The organism is Streptomyces phaeolivaceus (assembly GCF_009184865.1).
Lineage (GTDB): Bacteria > Actinomycetota > Actinomycetes > Streptomycetales > Streptomycetaceae > Streptomyces > Streptomyces phaeolivaceus.
Map to the genome: position 1 here is coordinate 1,068,094 of NZ_CP045096.1, position 19,125 is coordinate 1,087,218.

General features: G+C 72.1%; 15 protein-coding genes and 1 pseudogene. 3 read left to right on the forward strand and 13 right to left on the reverse strand.

Annotated features, from left to right (window positions below):
* Positions 1-55: 55 nt before the first annotated feature.
* Genes F9278_RS05175 through F9278_RS05195 form a run of 5 tightly spaced genes read right to left on the reverse strand, consistent with a single transcriptional unit; the run spans position 56 to position 3,955 of the window.
* Complete coding sequence (locus F9278_RS05175; RefSeq protein WP_152167206.1) at positions 56-1,396, reverse strand: cytochrome P450; 1,341 nt, start codon at positions 1,394-1,396, stop codon at positions 56-58.
* Between the two features lie 13 nt (positions 1,397-1,409).
* Positions 1,410-2,003, reverse strand: coding sequence for a GTP-binding protein (locus F9278_RS05180; RefSeq protein WP_013005331.1), 594 nt, complete (start codon positions 2,001-2,003; stop codon positions 1,410-1,412).
* Complete coding sequence (locus F9278_RS05185; protein WP_152167207.1) at positions 1,978-2,355, reverse strand: DUF742 domain-containing protein; 378 nt, start codon at positions 2,353-2,355, stop codon at positions 1,978-1,980. Before F9278_RS05185 ends, F9278_RS05180 begins: the two co-directional genes overlap by 26 nt.
* A complete protein-coding gene (locus tag F9278_RS05190) occupies positions 2,352-2,753 on the reverse strand; it encodes a roadblock/LC7 domain-containing protein (protein WP_152167208.1) in 402 nt (133 codons plus the stop codon). Before F9278_RS05190 ends, F9278_RS05185 begins: the two co-directional genes overlap by 4 nt.
* Positions 2,750-3,955 carry a sensor histidine kinase gene (locus F9278_RS05195; RefSeq protein WP_152167209.1) on the reverse strand — a complete coding sequence of 402 codons (1,206 nt, stop codon included), beginning with the start codon at positions 3,953-3,955 and terminating at the stop codon, positions 2,750-2,752. The genes F9278_RS05190 and F9278_RS05195 overlap by 4 nt, the downstream gene beginning before the upstream one ends.
* A gap of 577 nt (positions 3,956-4,532) precedes the next feature.
* Here F9278_RS05195 and F9278_RS05200 point away from each other — a divergent pair.
* Positions 4,533-6,029: an FAD-binding protein gene (locus F9278_RS05200; RefSeq protein ID WP_152167210.1), complete on the forward strand. Its 1,497-nt coding sequence runs from the start codon at positions 4,533-4,535 to the stop codon at positions 6,027-6,029.
* 86 nt (positions 6,030-6,115) lie between these two features.
* On the opposite strand, the gene F9278_RS05205 is transcribed toward F9278_RS05200, so the two are convergent.
* Positions 6,116-6,511, reverse strand: a complete 396-nt coding sequence (locus F9278_RS05205; protein ID WP_193241375.1) for a hypothetical protein — start codon at positions 6,509-6,511, stop codon at positions 6,116-6,118.
* Positions 6,512-6,555: 44 nt separating this feature from the next.
* Between F9278_RS05205 and F9278_RS05210 the strand changes: the two are divergent.
* A pseudogene (locus F9278_RS05210) lies at positions 6,556-7,146 on the forward strand (PP2C family protein-serine/threonine phosphatase); the annotation flags it as partial.
* 46 nt (positions 7,147-7,192) lie between these two features.
* Here the strand turns inward: F9278_RS05210 and F9278_RS05215 are convergent.
* The 5 genes from F9278_RS05215 to F9278_RS05235 all read right to left on the reverse strand — a co-directional run bounded on the left by F9278_RS05215 (position 7,193) and on the right by F9278_RS05235 (position 15,269).
* Positions 7,193-8,359 (reverse strand): substrate-binding domain-containing protein, encoded by a 1,167-nt coding sequence (locus tag F9278_RS05215; protein WP_152167211.1) that lies wholly within the window; start codon positions 8,357-8,359, stop codon positions 7,193-7,195.
* Between the two features lie 84 nt (positions 8,360-8,443).
* Positions 8,444-9,550 (reverse strand): ABC transporter permease, encoded by a 1,107-nt coding sequence (locus F9278_RS05220; RefSeq protein WP_152167212.1) that lies wholly within the window; start codon positions 9,548-9,550, stop codon positions 8,444-8,446.
* Positions 9,547-11,148: a sugar ABC transporter ATP-binding protein gene (locus F9278_RS05225; protein WP_152167213.1), complete on the reverse strand. Its 1,602-nt coding sequence runs from the start codon at positions 11,146-11,148 to the stop codon at positions 9,547-9,549. Before F9278_RS05225 ends, F9278_RS05220 begins: the two co-directional genes overlap by 4 nt.
* A 146-nt stretch (positions 11,149-11,294) precedes the next feature.
* The gene (locus F9278_RS05230; RefSeq protein WP_152167214.1) at positions 11,295-14,177 is read right to left on the reverse strand and encodes a SpoIIE family protein phosphatase; all 2,883 of its coding nucleotides are present in this window, start codon (positions 14,175-14,177) and stop codon (positions 11,295-11,297) included.
* A gap of 162 nt (positions 14,178-14,339) precedes the next feature.
* Complete coding sequence (locus F9278_RS05235; RefSeq protein ID WP_152167215.1) at positions 14,340-15,269, reverse strand: cyclase family protein; 930 nt, start codon at positions 15,267-15,269, stop codon at positions 14,340-14,342.
* A gap of 217 nt (positions 15,270-15,486) precedes the next feature.
* On the opposite strand from F9278_RS05235, the gene F9278_RS05240 reads away from it, so the two are divergent.
* Positions 15,487-16,305, forward strand: coding sequence for a DUF4142 domain-containing protein (locus F9278_RS05240; protein ID WP_152167216.1), 819 nt, complete (start codon positions 15,487-15,489; stop codon positions 16,303-16,305).
* A 15-nt stretch (positions 16,306-16,320) separates the two neighbouring features.
* Here the strand turns inward: F9278_RS05240 and F9278_RS05245 are convergent, their stop codons facing one another.
* Together F9278_RS05245 and F9278_RS05250 are read right to left on the reverse strand one after the other, a co-directional pair.
* Positions 16,321-16,854: a MarR family winged helix-turn-helix transcriptional regulator gene (locus F9278_RS05245; RefSeq protein ID WP_152167217.1), complete on the reverse strand. Its 534-nt coding sequence runs from the start codon at positions 16,852-16,854 to the stop codon at positions 16,321-16,323.
* Positions 16,855-16,901: 47 nt separating this feature from the next.
* Positions 16,902-19,118, reverse strand: a complete 2,217-nt coding sequence (locus F9278_RS05250; protein WP_152167218.1) for a glycoside hydrolase family 36 protein — start codon at positions 19,116-19,118, stop codon at positions 16,902-16,904.
* Positions 19,119-19,125: the final 7 nt, after the last annotated feature.

A 19,125-nucleotide genomic window follows, 5' to 3' on the forward strand; every position in this document is an offset into this window, starting at 1 on the left:
TACCCCTTTGGTTGAATACTCATGCAGTGCGTTCTGTTACAGGCTGTTGCGTGCGTCACCCCTTCAACCAGGAAAGGAAGGAGCCCCACACACCTCGCTCCGCCTTCCGGCCCGCCGGTGCGTTCTCGCCACGTGCGGACGCCTCCGTCGTACGGGGCGGGTTCGGCCGCTGCACCACCTGCGGGGTGAAGCGGCAGGGCAGTGCGGCGAGCGCGCGGTGGAAGGGGCCGGGACGCCAGGTCAGGCTGTCCTCGGGCACCGCGATCTCGATGTCGTGCAGCCGGTTGAGCAGGTTCTCGATGGCCACCATGGTGACGAGCCGGGCGAGTTCCTTGGAGGGGCAGGCGTGCGGGCCGGCGCTCCAGGACAGGTGGGCCCGCCCACCGCCGGCCCGACGGGCCGCCGCCAGCGCCGGGTCGGTGTTCGCGGCCGTCATGCTGACGAGGACCAGGTCACCGGCCCGCAGCCTGGTCCCGCCGAACTCCACGTCGGCCGCGGGGTAGTGCGGCGCGTAGTTCGCCATGGGCGGGTTGTCCCACAGCGTGTCGTCGATGGCCTCCTCGATGAGACCGCCGTCGGCGTACCGGTCCTCCAGGAGCAGCCGGTGCAGGGTGTTGCCGATGAGGTTGCGCAGCGGTTCGGCGCCCGCGCCGAGGAGCAGGATCAGCTGGTGGACGAGTTCCTCGTCGGTCAACCGCGCCTCGTGCCGCATCAGGTACGAGGTGACGTCGTCGGCGGGCTTGGCCCGCTTGAGCGCCACCAGTTCGAACACGGCCTGGCCCAGCACCGCGTTCGCCTTCTCGGCGTTGACGCCCTCGAAGACTCCGGAGATGCCGAAGACGACCCGGTCGCCGATGTCCGCCGGGCAGCCGAACAGCTCGTTGAAGACGAGCAGCGGCAGCTGCTTGACGTAGTCGTTCATCAGGTCGACCGAACCACGGGCCGCGACCTGGGCGATGAGGTAGTCGGAGGCCCGCTTGGTCATGTCGCTCAGCCGGCGGGAGTCGACCTTGGCGAGGCTGTCGGTGATGGCCTGGCGCAGTCGCGCGTGTTCGGCGCCGTCGGTGAACATGGCGTTGGGCCGGTAGCCCAGCATCGGGACGACGGGGCTGTCCGGGCCGACCTTGCCCTCGGCGACGTCGCGCCAACGGCGGGCGTCCTTGCGGAAGTTGCCGGAGTCCTGGAGCAGCTTCAGGGCGGTCGCATGGTCGGTGACGAGGGTCGCGTCCACACCGGGCGCGATCTCGACCGGGGCGGTGGGACCGTAGTGCCGCATGTGCGCGTAGTACGCCTGCGGATCGGCCGCGAACTCCGAGCCGTACAGCGGGACCCGCAGTCCGCTGTCGTGGGCCGGGCAGCCGGGTGGTGGGGCGGGGAAGGCGGAATCAGATGTCATGTCTGCTCTGCTCCTAACGGGCGCGGTCCATCAAATAGCGGACGAGCGTGATCAGTGCTTCGGCCGACGACCGTTCGTCCCGCGCGTCGCAGGTGACGATGGGGGTGTCGTCGAGCAGATCAAGCGCTTCGCGCAGCGCCCTCGCGTCACGTATCGACGTACCGTCGAAATGGTTGACCGCGATCGCGTAGTCGAGTCCGTACTGCTCGATCAGGTCGATCACGGCGAACGAGTCGGCCAGGCGCTCGGGGTCGACCAGCACGAGCGCCCCGAGGGCGCCGCGTGCCATGTCCTCCCACATCTGTACGAAGCGCTGCTGGCCGGGGGTGCCGAAGAGGTACAGGACGACGCGGTCGCTGACGGTGAGGCGGCCGAAGTCCATGGCGACCGTGGTGGTGGTCTTGCCCTGGACGCCCTTGAGGTCGTCGATGGCCTCGCCGGCCTGGGTCATCGTCTCCTCGGTGGAGAGCGGCGAGATCTCGGAGATCGACCCGATGAACGTGGTCTTGCCCACCGCGAAGTGCCCGACGACCAGGATCTTCACGGCGGTCTGCGTCTCTCCGCCGGGGACGTAGGCCCGCTCATCCAAACTTGGACTGGAGACCATTGAGCACCTCCTCGAGAATCTTCAGGTTGGCGACGGGTGCACGCGTCTCCGGTGAGCGGGTGACGAGATAGCCGGCCTCGGAGAGGGCGGCAAGCAGGATCTTCACCACGCCCACCGGCAGTTGGATGTGTCCGGCGATCTCGGCGACGGAGAGATAGCCGCCGACACATATCCGCAGCAGGTTCTGTTCCTCGGGCGAGAGGCGGGCGGGCCGCTGCTGCTGGTCGGCCACCACCGTGACCAGCGTGATCAGCGAGAACTGGCTCTCGCCGGGCAGGCTGCGACCGCCGGTGATGACGTACGGCCGCACTAATTCGGCGGCTTCGTGCTCCTGCTTGTCGGAGTCGGTCATGGCCCTACCACGCTGTTCTCCCGGGGTGGAGCGGTCATGACCTTGCCGAGCTGGCCCACGAGTTGCTGCATCCGGAAGGTGATGTCCGCCATGTCGACGTCGGAGGAGGCCGACACCGCGAGGTAGGCGCCGTCACCGGCCGAGATGAGGAAGATCCAGCCGCCGTCGAACTCGACCAGGGTCTGCTGCCACCGCAGGTCCGACCGGGAGCAGAAGAACGCCAGCGACCGGCTGAGGGACTGCATGCCGCTCATCGCGGCGGCGGCCTTGTCCGCGTCGTCCTTGTGCACGTCCTTCGAACGGGCCCTCAGGAGCCCGTCGGAGGAGACGAGGACGGCGTGGAGCGCTCCGGGGATCTCCAAGGCGCTGTCGAGCATCCACGAAAGATCGTTGTTCATGGGACGTCGTGCCCTTCGCTGCTTGCGTCACGGGTACCGCCCGGACGCTCCCCCGCCTCGGGATGTGTGGCGCGGCCCGCGTCCGTGCCCTGCTTGAAGGCGGCCATGATCGCTGCCGTGTCCTCGCTGCGCCGCTTGGGCGTGGGCGAGGCGGACGGTCCGGTCGAGACCAGGGCCATCGGGCGCTTGCGGCGCCGCTTGGGCAGACCGTCCTCGGTCGTGCCGACGGGCAGCGAGGGCTCGATGTCGGGCGTGTACGCCGACCGTGCCGTCTCGACGGCCGCCGGCTCCGGCCGGGACGCGATGGGTTCCATCGACGCCTCGGGCTGCTTGGGCTCGGGCATGCTGGTGAGCAGTTCGTCGGGCAGCAGCACGACCGCCCGCACACCTCCGTAGGGGGAGGTGGAGTCCACCGACACCGTGAAGCCGAACCGCTCGCAGAGCACACCGATGACCGCGAAGCCGAACTGCGGCGGGTTGCCGAGGCCCGAGACGCCCGTGGCGCGCTCGCTCGTGAGCAGCTTCTCGGCCCTGGCCTTCTCCTCCTCGTTCATCCCGACGCCGGCGTCGTCGACGATGATGCAGACGCCCTTGGGCACGGAACGGACGTTGATCTCGACCACGGTGTCCGGGCTGGAGTAGCTGGTCGCGTTGTCGAGCAGTTCCGCGAGGGCCAGCGCCACCGGTTCGACGGCCCGGCTGGTGACGCCGAAGTCGACCTTGGACAGGATGTGCGCCCGGTGGAAGTGGCGGATCCTGCCCTGGGCGCTGCGGACCACGTCGTAGACCGAGGCCACGTCACGGTGCCGGCCGAGCCAGCCCTCGCACAGCACGGCGATGGACTGGGCGCGCCGGCCGAACTGCGCGTTCATGTGGTCGATCTCCAGGAGGTCCTGGAGCATGACGGAATCGCCGTACTTGCGCTGCAGCCCCGAGATGATGCGCTGCTGCTCCGCGGCGAGACCCTGGAGGGTCCGCATGGCGGACTTCAGGGCGGTCCTCGTCGCCCCCTCGGCCTCCTGCTGGGCCGAGCGAACGGACTCCGAGTATTGGCTCTCCAACTCACCGTAGTGGTTTCGAAGCCCTGCGATCTCCTGTCGTAATCTGCGCGCCGCCCGTCGCTGACGAACAATGAGGGCGACGGCGACAAGGGTTACGACAAGGAGTGCCCAGAGCGCCGGATTTTGCATGTATTGCGTCATGAGACCCTCTTCAGGCGGCTGAGAGCCAGCTACTGAATTCCTGTCAATTCACACATACCGAAGGTCAGCCATTCCAGGGTTGCCACGAGGAATTCACCAAAGACGATGGATGCGCGTTTTGCACCCATCCGTCCGTTCGGTAAGTGCGGTGATCGTATCATCACTCACGCTGATGACGGATCGTCAACAGGGGCGGCCCTCCCGACAGTTGCGCCGAACCGGAACATCCCGTACACCGATTCGCGCCATGGCCGAATCCGACCGACCGACAGGTATCCGAAGCGCGGTGTGACATCGGCGCTCACCGGCCTTGGATTCGGCCACAGTTGGCGGTTCCACCCATCGCGCGGCGGCCCTCCGGGAGCGATGATGGGCCGCAAGCGGAACTTCGGGGGGAACGCTGTGGGGGGAGACCACCGGCCCTGCTCCGGACTCGGGGCAGGGCATTCGTGCGCGCACGCACAACCGCCGGTCGCCGTCGGCCCACACGGCTCGCTCAGCTGATTTCGCGCCAAGGGCAAGACGAACCAGCGGCGGTGCGCCGACGCCCCGCCGCGTGCACATCACGGAGACAGGCATGTCACACCCAGCGGACGGTGCCGTCAACAGGCGTCAGTTCCTCACCCGGTTCGCGGCCGGGACCCTCGCCCTCGTGGCCGGCTTCGACCTCGTCAACCGGCAGTGGGTCGCCGAGGCCGCGGCGGCGGACAGCACGTCCTTCGCCGCCGCGCCGTCCCTCGACGGCACCCTCGCCTTCGACGCGGAGTCCCTCGCGGCGAACGCGCACGACCAGGGCAACATCTTCGTCAGAAGACCCTGCGCGGTGCTCCGGCCGGGTTCGGTCCAGGACATCGGGAAGATGGTCGGCTTCTGCGCCGACCACGGCATCGAGGTCGCACCGGCCGGCGCCCACCACGCGATGTTCGGCCAGCCGCTCGTCAGCGGGGGCCTCGTCATCGAGATGCGGTCGCTGGAGACGATCCACTCGATCGGCACGAACGGCGCCGACGTCGACGCCGGCGTGCTGTGGAAGGACCTCATAGCGGCGGCGTACGAGCAGGGCCTCACCCCCGCCTCGATCACCAGCTACCTCGGAACGACGGTCGGCGGGACCCTGTCCATGGGCGGCATCGGGATGATGTCCGCCTACCGGGCAGGCGCCCAGGTCGACCACGCCCGGCGGCTCCAGGTGGTCACGGGCGGGGGCCGGACGAAGTGGTGCTCCGACACCCAGAACAGCGACCTGTTCGAGGCGGCGCTCGCCGGACTCGGCCAGTGCGGCGTGATCACCCGGGCGACCGTCGACCTGGTCCCGGCCAAGCAGCTGGCCCGCACGTACCGGATCGGCTACGCGGACATCCCGACGTTCTTCCAGGACGTCCGCGTCCTCGCGAACCGCGGCGAGTTCGACTCGCTCGGCAGCATCCCCCAGCCCGGCACCGCACAGCCCCTGACGCTGTGGGCGACCGTCTTCCACAACCCCGACGAGACCCCCGACGGCTCCCGGCTGCTGCGCGGACTCGGCCCGGCCGCCGACTCGGCCGTCTTCGAGGACGCCCCCTATCTCGACTACATCTCCCTGGTCACGAACCTGTACGACTCCTTCGCGGCGAACCTGGACTGGGACGCGAAGGTCAAGCCCTGGTCGGACCTCTTCCTGCCGGACGGCGCCGTGGAGGACTACGTCGAGACGGTGTTCTCGTCCCTGACCGCCGAGGACCTGGGACCGACCGGTTTCGGCCTGGTGTTCCCGATGCTGCGGTCGACCTACGGCCGCCCCCTGCTGCGGCTCCCCGACGACACGACCGGCCCGTGGGTCTGGCTGGTCAGCGTGCTGACGGACGCGGCGCGGTCCGGCCCCGACCCCGATTTCGCGACGCGGATGATGGACCGCAACTACCGCTACTACCAGGACGCCGCCGCGGTCGGCGGCGTCCGCTACCCGCACGGCGCCTGCCCCTTCACCGCGGCCGACTGGCAGGCCCACTACGGCTCGCTGTGGCCGCAGTTCCGCTCCTGGAAGAACCGGTACGACCCGAAGGGCATCCTGACCCCGGGCCCCGGCATCTTCTGACCGTCGGGACTGCCCCGGCCACAGCCGACGAGAAGGCCGCCCGGAGTGAATCCGGGCGCCCCTCGGTGCTACGGAAGCCGTGGAGGTCAGCCCTGCCTGATCTCCACGGCCGTGCTCCGCCACTCTTCCAGCGCGGTCACGCTGCGGAACAAGGTCTGGAAGGACCGGGCGATCCGCCGGGCGGGCCTGCGCAGATGCCTGCTGGAGGAGCCGAACATGTTGATCAGTGCGATCACCTCCTGGAACTCGGCAGTGAAGTTCTGCGGCTGCGAGCACGCGGTCACCACTTGGTCGAGCACCTCCGCCGCACCCTCCGGCCATTCGCCGCGCGGAGTGTCGGCCGCCCATTGAAGGAAGGCTCGGAGCGCCCCGACAGCGGCCCCTACGCGCCCCGCGACGCGTTCGGCCGCCGCTTCGAGGTCACCGGCAGGCCCGTCGATGGCCTTGCCCAGACGGTTGATCACCGCCAGCGTGGCGCTCATCGGAGCCCCGGGACGACTGACGCGGACCATGTCCTCCGCGATCGGACTGGTACGACCTGGTCGGACTGCCCGGCAAGGGCCTCGCGGTGGCGGTGGGCGACGTCGTGGGCCACGGTCTGGCGGCGGCCTGTGCCATGGGGCAGCTGCGCAGCGCGCTGAGCGGGGCCACCCGGGTCGCCGACGGCCCGGCCCAGGCCCTGGAGGCCCTCGACGTGTACGCCCGCTCCGTGGAGGGCGCCGAGTCGACCACCTGTGTGACGACCTTCATCGGCTGGGACAGCCACACCATCACCTACAGCCGCGCGGGCCACCCGCCGCCCGCCCTGGAGCACCCGGACGGCACCGTCACCTTCCTCGACGGCGCCACCGACCCGCCGCTCGCCGCCCGGCCCGTCCAGGTGGCCCGCCCCCAGGTCCGGATCCCCTTCGTCGAGGACTCGGCCCTGGTCCTGTACACGGACGGGTTGATCGAGCGCCGTACCGAGGGCATCGACACCGGTCTGGAGCGCCTCGCGGACTCCCTGGCCCACCATCGCGAGCAAGACCCCGAGACCCTGGCCGACGCCCTGCTCGGCGATCTCCTTCCGGCCTCCGGCAACACCGACGACACCGCGCTGATCGTCCTGCGGCTGTGACCCGGGGCGGCGCCCCGATCCGACGCGGGCCCCTTCCGCCTCGGTCTCATCTGCCCCAGATCTTCCGGTACCCCTCCCGGTAGCCCGTCGGGTCCCAGCTCGTGGCGCCGTCGCTGTTGTCGGCCGTACTGATGTGGACGGGCGCCACATAGCCGCTGGCGGGCCGGTCGGAGAAGGCGCGGTTGAACTCGTCGACGATCTGCCAGCCCTGGAGGGAGAGCGGTTCGGGGACGGTGGCCGCCTGGTACTGGCCGCTGTTGACGCGCTGGAACGCGGAGGGGTCGCCGTCCCCGGCGCCGATGTTGAAGGGCGGTCCGGAGCCGTCCTTGCCGGCCGCGCGGAAGGCGGGCGCGGCGTCGGCGAAGTACAGGTCGTTGATGGCCACGGAGTACGTCCAGCGGCCCTGGAAACGGGAGAGGAGCGAGGACACCTCACGGGGTGTGCGGCTGCTCGCGTCGGAGATCGGGATGTTCTCGTGCGCCAGGAGGTCCACGCCCGCGCAGGTGGCGAGTTCCTCCCTGATCAGGTCGGACTTGTTCTTGGCGAAGGGGATCGAGGCGTCGGTGAAGATCACGACGCCCGCGTCGCCGTTGGAGGTCGAGATGACCCACTGGGCGCTGATCCGGGCGACCTCTTCGACCTGGGTGGTGACGTTGGTGAAGAGGGCGGGGCGCCGGCTGGGGCCGGGCGCGGCGACGGCGTGCCAGCCGATCAGGGGGATGTCCGCCCGTTCGGCGCGGGCGATCTGCTGCGCGGTCGCGTTGGGGTCGAAGCCGCCGATGACGATGCCCGAGGGCCGCAGGGTCACCGCCTCGCTCATCGCCGCCTGGATGCCGGCCGGGGTGCCGCCGCCGTCGATCACCCGGACGTTCCAGCCGATGACCCGCGCGGCCTCCCGGACGCCCTCGGCGGCACCCGCCACTCCGGGGTTGGTCATGGTCTGGGCGACGTAGACGAGGGTCCGGCCGGTCACGGCCTCGGGGCCGGTGGTCGGGCCGTTCCAGGGGACGTCGGTGCGTTCCGCCCGGCCGACGGCGGTCCGCGCCTCGGCGTGGGCCTCGGGGCAGCCGCTCCTGCCGGTGGCGGTGGCGTCCGTGCCGCTCGACGATCCGCGTTCGCAGCCGGCGAGCAGGGCGCTGGTCACGGTCAGCAGGGCGGTCGCCGCGTACCGGGCCGGGGTGGCGCCGGAGTGGGCCTTGCGGGTGTGGTGCACGAAGACTCCTCGCGGAGGGACGAGCGGGAGAACGCGGCCGGATCGCGGCGGCGGCGGACTCGGTGGCGGGCGGCGCGCCGGGGGTCATGGGGCGCTTCCGGCCGTCGGCGGCGGGGCGGGCGGTGGCTCCGAGGCCTCGGCGGGCGCGTCGCGGGCGGCGAAGGCGCCGGTGCGCATCCGGCGGCGGGCGGCGTAGCCGGCCAGGCCGACGGCGAGGAGCAGGGTGCCGCCGTGGAACAGGGGCACGGTCCAGAAGTCGGCGCCCAGCTGGGCGATGCCGGTGAGGCCGACGGCGAGGACCGCGACGGCGACGAGGGTGCCCAGGGCGTTGGGGCGGCCGGGTTTGATGGCGGTGGAGCCGAGGAGGGCTCCGACGAAGGCGGGCAGCAGATAGTCGAGGCCGACGCTGGGGTTGCCGATCTGCTGCTGGGCCGCGAGGAGCACCCCGGCGAAGCCGACGATCAGGCCGGACGCGGCGAAGGCGCAGACGGTGTACTCGCGGACGGGGATGCCCACCAGGTCGGCGGCGCGCGGGTTGGACCCGACGACGTACAGACAGCGGCCGATCGGCAGCCGCTCCAGCACCAGCCAGAGGACGACCGCGAGCGCCAGTACGTAGAAGGCGGGGACGGGGAGGCCGAGGAAGGTGGAGGTGTAGAGGTCGGTGAAGGCGGGCGGCAGGCCCTGGGGGCCGGGGACGATCCGGCCACCGTCGGTGATCCAGCCGGTCACGGCGAACATCATGCTGCCGGTGCCGAGGGTGGCGATGAAGGAGTCGATCCGGCCGAACTCGACGACGACGCCGTTGAGTACGCCCACGACCAGACCGCCGGCGATCACGACGAGACAGGCGAGCGGCCAGGGCCAGCCCGCCTCGACGACGAGGTAGAGCACCATGACGTGCGCGAGGCCGAGGCCGTAGCCGATGGACAGGTCGAACGCGCCGGTGACGATGGGGACCATGGCGGCGAGCGCGAGGACGGCCGGGATCGACTGGGCGGAGAGGATCGAGTCGAGGGTGTCCAGGGTGGGGAAGGTCCGCGGCAGGGCCAGCGAGAAGACCAGGACGAGCAGGGCGGTGAGGCCGAGGAGGCCGTAGGCGCCGATGAGATGCCCGCCGGTGCCGAGGCCGAGGCCGGACCCGCGCCGGGGGCGCCGGCGGTGCGTGGGCGGGGAGGGCGGGGCCGTCACGGGGTCGTCGCGGTGCCGGCGGGGGGCATGGCCGAGGCCGCCCGGGTCAGTCCCGCGACCGTGAGGGCCGGACCGCTCAGCTCGGCCGTCACCGCTCCCCGGACGAAGACCAGGGCTCGTCCGCACACCCCCGCGACCTCCTCGAAGTCGGTGGAGATGAGGAGGATCGCGAGGCCCCGGGCCAGCGCCTCGTCGAGCAGTCGGTGGACGGCCGCCTTGGCGCCGATGTCCACGCTCGCCGTCGGCTCCTCCAGGATCAGCAGCCGCAGTCCGGTCCGCAGCCAGCGGCCGATCACGACCTTCTGCTGGTTGCCGCCGGACAGGGTGGCGATGGTGGCCTCGCTGTCCCGGGGCCGCACCGAGAACCGGTCGATCAGGGCGGTCGCCTCGGCGCGTTCCCGGCGGGGGCGGATCCAGCGCGGTACCGGCCCGTCCCCGGCCCGGGGGTTGGCCAACAGGTTCTCGCGGACGGTCAGTTCGGCGAGACAGCTCTCGCGCTGCCGGTCGCCGGGGACGAGGGCGACTCCGTGGGCGACGGCGTCGGCGACCGTACGGGGGCGGTACGGGCCGCCGTCCAGCAGGACGTGGCCGCCGAGGAGGGGCCGGGCGCCGGCGAGGGCCCGGCCCAGGTCGGTGTGTCCGGCGCCCGAGAGTCCGACCAGGCCGAGGGCCTCCCCCGCTCTCAGCTCCAGGTCGACCGGTGCCGTGCCGGAGGCGCGTACGCCGTCGAGGGTCAGCACCACCGGGTCACCGGGCCGTGCGGCGGCGGGGCGGCGGGAGGGCCGTGCGGCGGCGGGAGGGTGACCGGTCGGTGCCTCGGCGGGGCCGGGGCCGGACGGTTCCTCGCCGGTGATGTCGCGCACCAGGCGCGGCGGGCTGTGGCCGGCCGTGGAGCCGTGGCTGACGAGACGGCCGTCGCGCAGGACGGCGAAGGTGTCGGCGACCTCGTACACCTCGTCGAGGCGGTGGCTGACGTAGAGGATGCCGTGGCCCCGGTCGCGCAGGGTGTGCAGGACGCGGAAGAGGCGGGCGCAGTCGGCGGCGGGGAGGCGGGCGGTCGGTTCGTCGAGGACGACGAGCCGCGCCCGGGTGGCCAGGGCGCGGGCGATGGCGACCAGGGACCGTTCGGCGGGGGCGAGCCGGGCGATCGGGGCGTCGGGGTCGAGGTGTCCGCCGACGAGCGCCAGGGCCTCGGTGCAGCGGTCCCGGGTGCGCCGCCAGGAGATCAGTCCGGCGCGGCGCGCGTACCCGGTGCTCAGGGCGATGTTCTCGGCGACCGTCATCCACTCCACGAGCCCGAGGTCCTGGTGGATGAAGGACATCCGCGAGGCGGCGGCGTGGCTCCCGAGCGGGTGCCCGTCCACGGTGACCAGGCCCGCGTCGGCGTGGTGGACACCGGCGAGGATCTTGATGAGGGTGGACTTTCCGGCTCCGTTGGGGCCGAGGAGCGCGAGGACGCTGCCCGCGCGGACGTCGAGGTCGACCCCGGCCAGGGCGAGGGTGCCGCCGAATCGTTTGGTGAGGCCGCGGACACGGACCAGCGGTTCCGGCCCGCTGGGCGGGGCCGGCTGCGCAGAGGTGTCGTGAGCGTCGTGCACGGACAGCTCCGGGGGTCGGCCTGGCGGGTTCTTCCCGACTTCGACTTGCGCCAGCGATGCTAACCGCTCATATCACTTCATTTACGGCATTTAGCCACCGCCGATGACCCCAACGGGTCAGTGCCCGGCCCGGGGCGTCGGTCCCGTCAGCCGCCGTCGAGTCCGCACTCGGCCCAGATGACCTTGCCCTCCGGGGTGTAGCGGGTGCCCCAGCTCTGGGACAGCTGGGCGACCAGGAACAGGCCGCGTCCGCCCTCGTCGGTGGTGGCCGCCCGGCGCAGATGCGGGGCGGTGCTGCTGGTGTCGGCGACCTCGCAGATCAGGGAGCGGTCGCGCAGCAGCCGTACCCGGATGGGTCCGCCGCCGTGCCGGACGGCGTTGGTGACCAGTTCGCTGAGCATCAGTTCGGCGGCGAACGCGGCCTCGTGGAGCCCCCAGTCGGCGAGTTGGCGCATGGCGGCGGCGCGGACCTCGCTGACGCGGGCCGGGTCGGCGGGCAGTTCCCAGCCGGCGACACGGTCCGGGTCGAAGGCGTGGGTGCGGGCGACGAGCAGGGCGATGTCGTCGCAGGGGTGGGCGGAGGCCACGGTGTCCAGGACGGCCCGGCAGGTCTCCTCGGGGGTGTGCTCGGGGTGGGCGAGGGCGGCGCGCAGCTGGTCGAGGACCACGTCGACGTCGCGGTCCCGGTCCTCGATGAGTCCGTCGGTGTAGAGGACCAGCCGGCTGCCCTCGGGCAGATGGATGTCGACGGACTCGAAGGGCAGGCCGCCGAGGCCGAGCGGGGGTCCGGCGGGCAGTTCGGGGAACGACACGGTGCCGTCGGGCTGGACCACGGCGGGCGGCGGATGGCCGGCGCGGGCCAGGGTGCACTGCTGCGAGGTCGGGTCGTAGACGGCGTACAGGCAGGTCGCGCCGATGATGCCGCCGCCGTCGGAGACGGGGTCCTCGCGGTCCAGACGACCCACGAGGTTGTCGAGGTGGGTGAGGACCTCGTCCGGCGGGAAGTCGAGTTCGGCGAAGCTGCGGGCGGCCGTGCGGACGCGGCCCATGGTGGCGGCGGAGAGCATGCCGTGGCCGACGACGTCGCCGACGAAGAGGCCGACGCGGGTGCCGGAGAGCGGGATGACGTCGTACCAGTCGCCGCCGACGTCGGACTCGGCGGGCAGATAGCGGTGGGCGACCTCGACGGAGTCCTGGTCGGGGAGCCCCTGCGGGAGCAGGCTGCGCTGGAGGGCCAGGACCATGGTGCGTTCACGGGTGTAGCGGCGGGCGTTGTCGATGGACAGGGCGGCCCGGCTGGCGAGTTCGCGGGCCAGCGAGCGGTCGTCGTCGCCGAAGGGGGCGGGGTCCTGCGCCCGGTAGAAGGCGGCGACGCCGAGGACGACGCCACGGGCGACCAGGGGCACCGCGATGAGGGAGTGGACGTGGCCGAGCAGCCGGTCGGTGTGCTCGGGGTCCTGCGCGAGCCAGCCCGCGGCCGTCCTCAGGTCGGGCTCCAGGACCGCTTCCCCGCTGGTCAGACAGCGCAGCTGCGGGACGTTCGGGCCGTAGTCGACCTGTTTGCCGACGGGGCTGAAGGGGAGGTCGTCCCGGATGCCGTGGACCACCGTGCGGCGCAGATCGGTGCGCGGGTCGGCGGCCTCCTCGCCGCGCAGCACGGGTTCGGCGAGGTCGATGGTGACGAAGTCGGCGAGGCGGGGGACGGCCGTCTCGGCGAGTTCCTGGGCGGTGCGGCGTACGTCCAGGGTGGTGCCGATCCGGGCGCTGGCCTCGGACAGCAGCTCCAGTCGGCGGCGCGCGGCCAGGGCGTAGGTGCCGACATGGGGCTCCCCCACCATCAGGAGTCCTCTCTCGGGGGGCACGGAGCCGGGACCGCCGGTCGCGGTGCCGTCGACGCCCGCGGTGATCCTGCCGGGGGACGCGGCGCCGCGCATCCGGCCGGGGGCCGGGACGGCGGGCAGCGGGCCGGGGGCCACGGCGAGGGGGCTGCTCGACAGGCGCCGGGCGGCCGGGATGTCGGAGGGCCCGAGGGCGGGCGCGGGCTCGACGGGGACGTTCAGCACCTGCCCGGCCGGGCGCGGGGCGGCGAGCGGCTCGTGCCGTGGAACACCGGGCAGCACGGCCTCGACGGCGATGCCCTCGACGCCGGAGGCGCTGGTCATCGGGCGGCTCACGAGGGTGACCCGCCTGCCGTCGGTCAGGGGGACGTCGACGGCGGCTCGCTGTGCGCGGGAGATCAGCTCGGCGGCCTTCTCCAGGAGGGTGGCCCGGTCGACGGGGCGCAGTCCGAGGGCCAGTTCGTCGACGCCGACGCTGTGGTGCGGGCCGGCGCCGGCCTCGGCCCCGGCGTCCAGGTAGGCCCGCAGCAGGGATCGCTCCCGTACGGAGCTCTGGCCCAGCAGCCGTCGCTCGATGGCGGCGCCCGCCTTGCGGATCACGGCGTCGAGGGCGGGGTGCTCGAAGCCTCGGGGGTAGCCGAAGCACAGAACGCCCTCGATACGGCCGCTGAGCGGGTCGCGCACGGGGAGCGCGCGGCAGGCGCTGGCCTGGGAGCGTTCGGCGAAGTGCTCGGCGCCGTAGACCCGGATCAGGCGGCGTTCCGCGAGGGCGAGCCCGATGCCGTTGGTGCCGGCGAACCGCTCGGCGAACACGAACCCGGGGACGGTCTGGATGTCCGGAAGCCCTCTGGCCAGCGACGTCTGTCCGAACCTGCGCAGCAGCACCGTGCCGTTCGCGTCGGCGACGGAGATGTTCATGGCGCTGCCGGCGAACCTGGACTCCAGCCGGTCGAGGACGGGTACGGCGGCGCGGGCGATCCGGTCGTCCCGGTCGAAGTCGTCGCGGAAAGGGAGGTCGGAACGGTCCGGCGACAGCCCCAGGGACCGGCAGCGCCGCCAGGAGCTGAGGATCGAGGTGCGCACGCCGGTCTCCAGCGGCTCGCCCTGGAGAAACCGCTCACGGAAAAGGGTGGGACCCGTGCCGTCTGTCGCACGTCCCGGGAGTATCGGCTCGTCGTCGGACCGCACCACGCTGGCCTCACTCGCGCCCTGGACAATCCGCTTATCGGAAATATCTGGCATTGACGAGGATACGGGCATCAGCAACATGAGTCACGGTTCAGGGGTTTCCTCACACGCGGTGACCGGGTAGGGGCGGGCGCCCCACCCACCCGCGGACAAAGAACCCGCCCCTCAAAGAACCGCGACCGGGTTGACAGGTGACCCCGTTCCGCCCGGGACATTCAGCGGGGCCACGACAAGCAGGAACTCGTATCGCCCCGCCTCGGCGGTCGCCTCCGCGAGCGCTTCGAGGTCGAGGTTGTCCAGCAACGGCACCCCCATCGCGGTCACCGCCAGGGCGTGGACCGGGGAGTGCACGCCCGCCACGGGAGACGGCCGCACATCACTGTCACCGTCGCCCCCGAGCAGCGCGACCCCCCGTTCGGCCAGCAGGGGCACGGCGTCCACATGGAACCCGGCGCTCGCCGCGTCGGGGTCCCAGGCGCCGAGTTCCCGCCGGCGGCGGACGTGTCCGGAGCGCAGCAGCACCGCGTCGCCGTCGCCGATGGTCACACCGAGCGCCTCCTCGGCGGCGAGGACGTCCCCGGCACGCACCGCGCGCCCCGGCTCCAGCCAGCGGACACCGAGGACGGCGGGCAGGTCGAGGAGCACCCCTCTCGTGACGAGCGGGCCGAGCGCGGAGACCGCGCCGAACCGGGCCCCGGCGGCGCCCACCGCCTCCCGGGCCGGGCGGCCGTCGTAGAGCAGTCCGCGATAGGCGATGTGACTGAGGGCGTCGAGATGGGTGACGCCCTTGCCGTGGTAGTCGGCGGCGATGAAGTCCTTGTGGGTCGTGGGCTCCGGGCTCTCCACATCCCCCAGATCGGTCATGTGGTGCAGGGCGGGCTTCCGGTTGTCCGGACCCGGCCGGGTGTTCCACGGCAGTGCCATCGGCACGACCACCCCCGACCGCACGCTCCCCACGGCCCGCCGCACATGGTCGGCGGTCACCCGGTTCCAGGCCCCGCGATCGGCCCGCTCCCAGCGTCCCCACGTACGGACCGCCTCGAAGAGCGCGTCGAACTCCGACCGGGAGACGGCGGGCCCGTTGTAGGCGTTCATCCCTGCTCACCACTCACCGCTCACCACTCACCGTTCGCGCTCGGTGTCACAAAGGGACAGCGGAAGTACCCGAAAAGCACCTTATGTCGCCCACACCGTCGCCGTCCTCGCCACTGGATTCGAGCACACTGCAAATTTTACCCAGCGCAATGATTCATTCGGCGGTCCCGTCCGTACCCCTTGGCGACCGACTCCCCTGCCAGGAGGTGCCCTTTACATGCGTCGCACATGGAGCATCGGAACGATCTTCGTGAGCGGCGGTCTGCTGATGACCGTCGCCGCGCTCGCCTATCCCGCCATGGTCGGTGTGGAGAACACGTCCGCCACCCCCGAGCGGATCATCGCCAACACCCAGTACGGCCCCCTCACGGAGGCGGACCGGGACTTCGTCATCAAGGTGCGTGCCGCCGGGCTGTGGGAGTACCCGCTCGGCGAGATGGCCATGGAGCGCGGTACGACACCGGAGATGAAGGAGGCCGGTGAGCATCTGGTCGTCGGGCACGCGGGCCTCGACGAGCTGTGCCGCAAGATCGCGCCCGAACTGGGCATCACCCTCAACAACCAGGCCAGCCCACAACAGCAGCAGTTCGTGGCGACCGCCGACGCGGCCACCGGCAAGGAGTTCGACTCGACCGCGGTCACCATCATGCGGGTCACCCACGGGCAGATCTTCCCGACCATCGCCAAGATCCGCGCCAGCACCCGGAACACCATGGTGCGCCAGCTGGCCGACCTCGCCAACGACACCGTGCTCGACCACATCACCGTGCTGGAGAAGACCGGCCTGGTCAACCACGACCAGGTCAACTACCAGCAGACCAACCCGCCGAAGCTCCCCTCGGAGCAGGTCACCCCGCCCGTGCCGCAGCCGGGAGCGCCGATGGTCGTGCTGACGCCCCGCCCGGATCTGAACGTGCGGACGACCGCCCCGACGGCCCCGCCCACGGACGGCTCGACGGACGGCTCGACGGACGGCTCCGGGAGCGGCTCGGCGGACAACTCCGCGACCGGGGCGGACGGTTCCACCGTGGACTGACCGCCCCGCGAGGGCTCAGGCTCCCCGGCCCACCCATGTGTCGACCCAGCCGAGCGGGTACGTCTCCGTGTCGTCCGGCGCCGGGGCCGCCGGTTCCCCGCCCGCCGTGTTGAACGCGGTCAACGCGTCGACGAGCGCCGCCCGTTGGTGCGGAGCGAGGCGCTCGACGACCGTGGCGAGTTCGGTGCGCCGCCGGGCCATGACCTCCTCGACGGCGCGCCGGCCCTCGTCGGTGAGCCGCAGCAGGGTCTCGCGGCGGTTGTCGGGGTTGGTCTGCCGGTCGGCGAGTCCGGCCGCGATCAGCCGGTCGACCATGCGCATCGCGGTGGACGGGGCGACCTGGAGCTGATCGGCGAGCACGACGAGTTTCGTGGCGCCCCGCGTGGACAGCACCACCAGCATCCGGAACTGCGGCAGCGTCACCCGCTCCCCGACGGCGGCGAGTGACCGTGCGGAGATCGCGACCAACAGCCGCGACGCGGTGAGCACCGCGCGCGTCACCTCATCGACGTCGTCCACGTCACTTGCCAGACCATCGCGTTCAGTCATGGTCCCTTTCTATCCCGCCGCGTCCTGCCGCCCGTCGGCGGATCCGCTCAGATTTTCCCTCCCCATGACCGAACGACCGAACGCGAGGTCCCGTCGAAGGCGATCAGCACCGCCGACCCCTCCACCGGCAGGGTCACCCGCAGCACATGACCCGACGCGTTCCAGTCGAGGTTCGTACGCTCCCCCGCCTCGAACAGCACCCGGGGCGGACCGCCGCCGACCCCCGGCAGCGTCAACTCCACCGTCGCGGGCGCCCCTTCGCGCCGCCACAGCGCCAACAGGGTCGTACCGTCCTCGGCGGTCAGCGCGAGGGCGAGCAGACCGTCGCGCCAGCCCGGGAACCCGAGGGGCCAGTGCGGGCGGGCGGTGGGCAGGAGGTGGCGGTAGGTCTTGTACGTGGCGAGGGCCTCGCGGACCAGGGCCGATCGCGCGTCGTCCAGGAGGTCGGGACGGCCACTGAGGTGGACGCGGCCGAGCATCGCCGACACCAGTACCGTGCCGAGTTCGGCGGCGGTGTGCCCTGGCTGCGGGTACGCCCAGATCGCGCCCTGTTCCGGGGTGACGGCCGTGGGGGCGGCGGCGGCCACGGCCGGGAGCAGCCGGAAGTCCTGCTGGTCGGTGACCGAGTGGATGGGCAGCCGGGAGAGGATCGCGTGGTCGGTGCGGCTGCCGCCGGCCGCGCAGCTCTCCAGGACCAGACCGGGATGGCGGTCGAGGACACCGTCGAGCCAGTCGAGATGGGCGCGGTTGTGGCCGAGGAGGCCGTCGCCGGGGCTGTCGGTACCGTCGGGGCCGTCGGTGCCCGCGCCGATGTCGATGTTGTGGTCGAGCTTGAGATAGCCGACGCCGTAGTCGCGTACGAGCCGGTCCACGACCCCGTCGAGGTGGGCGCGGGCGGCCGGGTGGCGCAGATCGAGCTGGTGGCGGCCCCACTCCACGAGGCGGACGCCGTCCCGTCGGAAGAACGCCTCGTCGGGCAGTTCGGCGGCGACCGCGCTGCGCACCCCCACGACCTCCGGCTCCAGCCACAGCCCCGGCACCATGCCCGCCGCGCGGATCCGGTCGACGACCTCGCGGAGCCCGCCGGGGAACCGCGACTTCGACTCCTCCCACTCCCCCACCGCGTCCCACCAGCCCGGCACCCCGCCGGGGCCGACCGCGCCCGGTGGCTCGGCGTCGTACCAGCCCGCGTCGACACAGAACACCTCGGCGCCCGCCGCCGCTGCCGCGTCGACCAGGGGGAGCAGCGCCTCGGTGCTGGGCTCGCCCATCAGGCTGTTCATGAAGTCGTTGAAGACGACGGGGAGCCGGTCGAGGTCCGGATGCGGCCGGCGGGTGGCCCGCCGGTGTGCCGTCAGCGCGGCGAGGGCCGCCTCCGGGCCGCCTTCCGGTACGAGGGCGACGGCGGCCGGGACCGTACGGAAGGACTCGCCCGGGGCGAGGCGGCGGCGCCAGTGGTGTTCACGGTCCGTGGGGCCGGACAGGGTGAGGTACACGTCGTCGAAGCGGTCGCCCAGTTCGGCGTGCCAGGAGCCGTTGTGCTCGATCTGCCAGAGCAGGGCCCGGCCGGTCGCCGTCTCCTCCAGACACCCCATGGGCAGGTACTCGGACGAGGACCATGCCCCGGTGCTGGTCACGGCGACACGGTTCTTCGACCCGGTCTGGCCGTACGCGACCATGCCGACGTCGTACAGGCCGCGTGCGGCGAGGGTGGCCCGGGACCAGCGGAACTCGCCGCTCCAGGGGTTGGCGGCCAGCCAGAGGGAGAGGCCGTCCTCCCAGCGCTCGCCGGGCGGGAGACTGCGGGCCAGGTTGGACAGAGCGAGAGAGGAAACGTATTCCAGGGTGACCGGGGAATCGCCGGCGTTCTTGACCCGGGCCTCGGCGTGCAGCACGGGTACGCCGTCCCGCAGCCGGTACACGGCGGTCACCCGCAGCCCGGTGGCGTCGTCGGCCATCCGGACACGCAACGTCCGTGTCCCGGAGTCGGCCTCCTCCTCGTGGCCGGTGCAGCGCAGCCCTCGCGACAGCGCCCCGTCCACATGCCGCTTGCCCGAGGTGCCGAGCCGCCCACCGCCCGCGACCTGGACCTCCACCAGGGGCAGCGCCCGCCGCGCGAGCCGCTCGCACACCCCGGGCTCCCGCCCGGGGTCGGGCAGCCCCGCCACCTCCCCCACGGCCGACAGCCGTGCCGGTCCGGCCGGGTCGAGGGACACGAGGAGCGACAACTCGTCGCTCCCCCAGCACAGATGGGTGAGGGTCATGAGGGCG